Genomic DNA, 6,631 nt, shown 5'->3' with positions numbered 1-6,631 from the left:
CAGCGGGGGGTGATGTTGCCGAATCACCCCCCGCTGGTGATTGCCGAGCAGTTCGGGACTCTTGAGAGTCTCTATCCTGATCGGATTGATCTGGGCCTGGGCCGTGCGCCGGGAACCGACCCGATGACCAGCCGTGCTTTGCGTCGGGAAGGTCTGGGGGCGGAGCAGTTTCCCCAGGACGTGGCGGAGTTGCAGCGTTTGCTGGGGCCGTTGGATGCGTCACGGGCTGTGAACGCGATTCCGGGAGCGGGCACCAATGTGCCGATCTGGTTGCTGGGCTCCAGTTTGTACAGCGCGCAGCTGGCCGCGCAGCGTGGCTTGCCCTATGCCTTTGCCGGGCATTTTGCGCCCCGGCTGTATCGTGAGGCGTTGCGTATCTACCGGGATCAGTTTCAGCCCTCTGCTCAGCTGGACAGGCCTTATGCCATGTTGACGGTGCCTGCGGTGCCGGCGGATTCCGATGAGGAGGCCCAGTACCTGACCACCACCAGTTACCAGCGCATCCTCGCCCTGTTCCGGGGCCAGCCGTTGTGGATGAAGCCCCCGGTGCAGAGCATGGCCGGGTTGTGGAATGCGGAAGAAGAAGCCGGCGTGAAGGGCTTTCTGGGGTTGCAGTTGCTGGGGACGGCAGAATCCATTCAGGAACAGCTTGATCAGTTGCTGGATTCGGTAGAGGTGGATGAGCTGATGGTGACGGTGGATCTGCATGATCCGGTGAAACGCCGCCATGCACTGGATATTCTGGCGGCGTTGGAGCAGTTTCAGGCGGTGTAATACACCTGCGCTTTCATTGCGTACCTGGATGTCGGATTACGCCTTTCAGGCTAATCTGACCTACGGTCCGAGATCCGCCAGTGGTTCCTGCGAAACCTGCCGAACGCCACGAGAGCAGTAAGCAAAGCAAGGGGCAGGCTACCGCCTCCACTACTGCTTCCTCCTCCACTGCTTGCTCCGCCGGTTTCTGTATTGCTGCTTTGCGTGACCTCAAAACGGCGGGCATAAATATCCGGTGCGTCGTCATCATTCTCTATCCAGCTTTCCCAGGTAACGATGAGCGTGCCATCGCTGTCTGTGGCAAGAGCCACATGGTTTTCTTCTGGCGTGGTGTAGGTGGAGATTTGTTGAGGTTCGCCTACAAGGCCGTTGATGGTGACTTGTTGAGTATAAAGTGTCTTATCGTTATATCCGTCGTTACGGTTCCAGACGATAAAGGCGTTGTCGTTTTTTGCCCTTGCGATAGCCGAGATGGCATTATCTTCCTGGGTTTGTTGGCCAATGACGCTACCAAGATTCCCGGTCAGCGAAACAGTCCGTGCCATTGGGTCCCGGCTTCCGTAATTACCGCTATCCCAGGCGGCGATGAAGTGGTTTTCGTCTAGTGTGACCGCGTGTACGTCGCTGGGGTAGCTACCCACATCGGTTATGCTAAAGAGGGTGGATGTTTCGCCTATCGGATTATCATTCGCAGCGAAAAGCGCGCCTCTAATAGCGTAATGCGGTGACGTTTCTTCTCCGGTTTTCTTGCCCTGCATATCTGCTCCCCATACAAGGAATACCGCGTTATTGGTATTCAGAGCAACGGCTGGAATAGCCCCTAGGTTGCTGAGCGGCATGGGCTGCGTGACGGTAACTGCGTTACTTGTGGCGTTGCCGCTTTTGTTATAACGCCGAAAAGTCAGTGTGTTGCCATCAATGGATTTATCCAGTGCAGTGGGAAAGGTTTGCCAGGCGATGACCAGGCCGGTGTCGTTGTGGGCGAGGGCGGGTAGTGCTTCTTTGCCGTTGGTATTTGCAACGGTGAGAGGCTCACCGCTTGGAGAACCGTCGTTATTGAAGAATTGAAGCACCAGATTGTAGTCGTTATCGATGTCACTGATGGGGTCGCCGGTTTCCGACCAGGCGAGAGCAAAAGCACCATCGTTCCACATGGTCATTGCAATGTGTGGGTAGTCGTTCTGTTCAGGAATGCGAGCAATATTTTGGTCCGCATCGACCAGGGTTCTCTCTGGACCAACTGTTTCACCAAATTGGTTGTAAAATTGCCCTTTAATGGCTGGGCCAACATCGGACAGGCGGTTTTCAGAGGTCCAAACGATCAGCGTTTGATTATTCCCGTCTGCGGCTATGTGCGGTGTTGCTTCGTAACCGGATGAGGTGGTGTTAACGAGGTGCTCGGGGCCTTGAGCTTCCAGGCTTGCAAAGCCAGGAGCCGCAGCGCTGAAAAGCACCATTGAAATAACAGCGCGACTAATACGATACCACTGATTTCTCACTATAATTCCCCTGTGTCTTGCATTCGGCGTTTTTCATCGGGCGGGGAGTATAAGGTGCTGAGCGTTTTTTCCTGTCAGCAAAGACTTACAAATCAGGGTGATTTTTTTTTGGCGAAAGAGATTGTGATGCTTGTCACGTATTCGCGACCCTTTTTGCAGGGGAAAAGTGAGGAGAGGAGGGCGCCGAGCACATCGACAGTCAAAACTGGTTACTAGGGAGAGGGGGCGCGGTTCTGTTGTGCTGACAGAACCGCTGACAGAGGCAGGTCCAGGGGGTTAGTGCTGGGCGCCGGGTAGCGGATTGCCGAATCGCTTCAGGTATTCCTTGCCAATTTCAATCCCGCCCACGTTATTCAGATGGCTTTCATCGCGGTAGAGCGGGATGCCGTTCAGGACGGTCTGGCAGCGTTCGCCATCGCACAGCACTTTTCTGGGGTTAAGCCACTGCACGTCCGGGTAGTGCTGCTGGACGGCTTGTTTGTACCGGTAAAAATTGTCGAGTGAGCCTTCTACGCCAGCAGCGCTGATCGTGCAATCGTCCATGTTTTTCAGTAGGCATTCTGCGTAAGAGGAAGAGGGCAGCTCGGGCACGTCTTCCATCACGATGACGGTGTGCCCCTGATCTTTCAGCCAGCCGATGGTGTCTACGAAGTGGCGTTGATAACTTTGAGACTTAAGGTACGAATTCCACCAGGCACCGATGAAGACTGTCATGGGGCGTTGGCTCAGGTAGTCGCTGAGGGCCTGGTTACGAGCCACTTTGGTTGGGTCTGAGGCCTGGACTTTTTTCGCTATGGCCGGGGGCAGGAATGGGGTTGAGGCCCGGGTGACCATCAGCATGGAATAGTCTGTGCCCTTGAGTAGCTGTTCGATAAAGCCGATCTGGGCGATGGCGTGGGAGTCGCCAATCAACATGCTGTTGGGCTGGCCGTTTTCCGGTTCGGCGCCGAACAGGCAGGCGTCGCTCCTGTTGAATTCCACTGGCTCGCCTTTGAAGCAGCGTTTGTAGAGGTCTGCCGGATTGTTGTTGGCGATAATCTTGTACAGTTCGCGGCGCTCTTCGGGAATACGGAAACTGATGTCGTCGGCGATGCGGATGGTGGACTGGATTGCCCAGATGCCAATCAGCGGCGCCAGGATGAAGATCAGGAATGATTTCTTGAAGCTCCACTCCCGGTGCCGGTAACGGTTTTCCACGAAGCGAAAGCTGAGCCAGGACAGGACGACGACGCCAGCCATCAGCAGCAACCGGTTCAACCAGGTCAGCTCGATAAGCTGGTAATGCATCAGCGCCACCGGTGGCCAGTGCCACAGGTAAAGGGAATAGGAAATGCCGCCCAGAAAAACCATCACTGGCAGGCTCAACAGCCGTGCGGTGAAGGTGCCAGGCTGATGCAGGCCGGCGTAGATGACCATGGCGGTGCCGAGGGTGGGCCACAGCGCGTTATAGCCGGGGAAGTGATCGTGCTTGGTGATCAACAGGGCGGTGGCCACAATCAGGGTGAGGCCGATCAGCGCCAGGGTTTCGGCGCTGCCCCGGTTCAGGCGAGGTAACTGCTGGCTGAATAGTGCGACGCCGGTACCGAGCATGAATTCAAACAGGCGGGCGGGCAGCAGGTAGTAGGCAGCGGCGGGGTGGGCGCTGGCCATATAGACCGATAACACAAAGGTGGCCACCAGGGTGATACGGAATGGCCAGTGGGCGTTGCGGCCTTTGCCGAAACGATAGGCCAGGTACAGGGAGGCAGGCCAAAGCAGATAGAACTGTTCCTCCACGGCCAGCGACCAGGTATGCAGCAGGGAAAGCGACAGGGTTTCCGGGGCGAAATACTGGGTGAGCTCGTTGAAGTAGTAGAGGTTGCTCAGCCCGATCAGTGAGGCCATCCAGCTTTTGGCAAAAATATAGTAGGCGTCGCCGATATAAAACGGCGAGATCATCAGGAAGGTGGCGGTGGAGACCAGCAGAAACACCGGCACCAGGCGGCGGATACGGCGGGCATAAAAATCGCGAAACCGGAAAGTTCCTTTCTGGAAGGCCCGCTCCAGTAGCTGGGTGATGACGAAACCGGAGATGACGAAGAAGACATCGACACCGATAAAGCCGCCCGTAATGCCCGGCACCTGATAGTGGTACAGGATCACCAGGATGACGGCCAGTGCGCGCAGGCCTTCGATGTCGGCGCGATAACTTGGCTTGGCCTTCACGTATGTCTCCCCAGTGTGCTGATCAGTAAACCGGGAAGAATAAAGGTGCGGTGACAGGCAGACAAGTCAGTTGCGCTGTCGGCGCACGCCCAGCAGCATCGCCATGAGCCCCAGCCACAGTGACGCACCTCCGCCTCCGCTGCTGTCACTTGCAGCGGTGTTGACGGTGGCGTTGTACTGCACGGTGACATCCGCCTGTGTATCGGTGTCGCCGGGGATGTCGTTTTGGTCGGCGTTGACGGTGAAGGTGAAAGCCTGGTTGATGCCGGTGTCAGTGGTGAACTCCAGTGTCAGGATTTCGCTTTGTTCCGGGCTGAGGTTGCCGACAGGGCAGTACACCGGGTTGCTTTGTTGGCAGCCCAGTGCCGGGCCGTTGACCAGTTGAGTATTGGCGGGGAGCGGGAAGCTGATGCCGGTGTTGGTGGCGGCATTCAGCGGAGAGTGATTGCTCAGGGTTAGCGCTACTGTGGCTCGGGTGGGGCTGCTGGTCTGTTGGGCGGCGGACAGGGCCAGGTCGGGATTGTCGGAAAAAACAATTTCCTGCGTGAGGCTATCGTTGCGGCGGCGGTAGTCGTTTTCATCGGCACTGGCGCTGAGTGTGAGGGTGACGACCTGGTCGGTGCCACTGCTGTCGGTCACCGCCACGTTACCTGTGCGGGAAGCGCCCGCGGCCAGGTTGCTGGCCACGGTACAGCGGCTGGCAGAGATCAGGGTGCTGCAGCCGTTCCAGTCAAAGTGGGCGCTGGTGGTCAGGCTGCCGATGAGCGAGCGGCTCACGGTGGCGTTGGTGGCCGTATTGCGGGTGCTGTTGTTGCGCAGGGTAGCGGTGATGGTCTGGGTGCCGTTTAGGGGTTGATAGTGGCGCGTCGTACCACCGCTGATGGTCATATCCACCAGCGGTACGCCGCCTTGCGTGGTCAGCCGCTCGATTTCTGCAATTTCTTTGGTGACGTGGTTGTACCCGGCGGGGGCGCCAGACGCACAGTTTTCCAGGCCAAAGCTGGTCAGGCCGACCAGCCAGGGGTTGGGCTCTTCGCCGATAAACAGGGGGCCGCCGCTGTCGCCGAAGCAGGTGTCCTGGTTGATATTGTTGACCGGATTCAGCTCTGCCGCGCAGATGGTTGAATCGGGAATGATCAGGGTGGAAAGACTCTGGCAGGTATTTTTGGGGATGTAATCCAGTTGCACTTCGCGCAGAAAGACACTGAGGTCGCCGCTGCCCGTCTGGCCCCAACCCAAGGCGGTTACTGCTTCGTCACGTTGATTCAATGAACGGCCTTCCAGTTCCGCAAAGGTACCGTTGTCCGCCAGGCTCGGCCATTGGTTGTTGCTGGTGGCAGGAATACGCAACAGGGCAAGATCGTGCGCAAAGGAAAAATTATTGAAGTTCGCATGGCGGTAAATCGCTTCTACCGGAATGCGCCCCGGTTGAGGTGAGGTGCCTTTGCGTTCGGTTTCACCGATATAAACAAACATGCGATTGGCCGTGGCCAGGGCATCATTCTGGTACTGGGTGCAATGGTAAGCGGTGAGTACCCAGCGGGGGCTGAGCTGGCTGGCACCACAGAGCAGATAGCCGCCGGGAAGATTGGGGTCGTCGATGGCGAGTTGTGCCATCCACGGCCAGCGATCAGCAGGGGCCTGGTTGCCACCGACAATGCGCGCGCTGGGGCTGTCGGCGGCTTGGGCTAGCGTGCCCAGGGTGGTCAGCAGGCCGGCGAGCAAAGTGGTGAAAACGGTGCGAAGGGGCATAGGGATGCCTTGTCATTATTTAGATCAGTTTAGCGCAAAGGCCGACAAGGCTGTGTGAGCGAAGCGTGTTTTATTTGTTTCAGGTGCCTTGCGGTGACAGGCCTGACTTCCCTCGCGGGTTAGGTCAAGGCCTGTGGCGTCAGACGTGCGACGTGGCTGGCTCAGTTCATCGGCGGCGCATGGGCCAGCCAGTGGTTATCTTCTTCCGTGGTGCGGGCCATGGACGTCTGCAGGTGAGAGAACGCCTGCTCCAGGGCGGCGTCGCCATCGGTCAGGGTCATTACGGCGGCGCGCAGGCCCGGATGCCGGTCGCGCAGATCATTGAGCAGCTGCTCGGCGGCGGCCGTGGCGGTGCAGGGCAGCAGCAGGGCCAAGTGTTGTTCATCATAGCGGGCGGCCAC

Annotated in this window: 4 protein-coding genes and 1 pseudogene; 1 reads left to right on the top strand and 4 read right to left on the bottom strand. The window is 57.9% G+C overall.

The genetic code is table 11. The features are described from left to right. The coding region (locus A3754_RS14010; protein ID WP_063520190.1) for an LLM class flavin-dependent oxidoreductase at positions 1-774 on the top strand (774 nt) is incomplete at its 5' end. A gap of 50 nt (positions 775-824) precedes the next feature. Here A3754_RS14010 and A3754_RS14005 read toward each other — a convergent pair. From A3754_RS14005 to A3754_RS27750, 4 genes and pseudogenes are all read right to left on the bottom strand, one after another. Continuing rightward, entirely contained in the window at positions 825-2,273 is a 1,449-nt protein-coding gene (locus tag A3754_RS14005; RefSeq protein WP_063520189.1) for a hypothetical protein, read from the bottom strand. Between the two features lie 276 nt (positions 2,274-2,549). After that, entirely contained in the window at positions 2,550-4,478 is a 1,929-nt protein-coding gene (locus A3754_RS14000) for an acyltransferase family protein (RefSeq protein WP_063520188.1), read from the bottom strand. A gap of 66 nt (positions 4,479-4,544) precedes the next feature. Next, positions 4,545-6,230 (bottom strand): trypsin-like serine protease, encoded by a 1,686-nt coding sequence (locus tag A3754_RS13995; RefSeq protein WP_063520187.1) that lies wholly within the window; start codon positions 6,228-6,230, stop codon positions 4,545-4,547. A gap of 161 nt (positions 6,231-6,391) precedes the next feature. Further along, positions 6,392-6,631, bottom strand: a pseudogene (locus A3754_RS27750) (GGDEF domain-containing protein); the annotation flags it as partial.

Source organism: Alcanivorax sp. HI0083, from assembly GCF_001635175.1.
The sequence above is the reverse complement of the archived record's forward strand: the minus strand, read 5'-3'. Positions and strand labels throughout refer to the sequence as shown.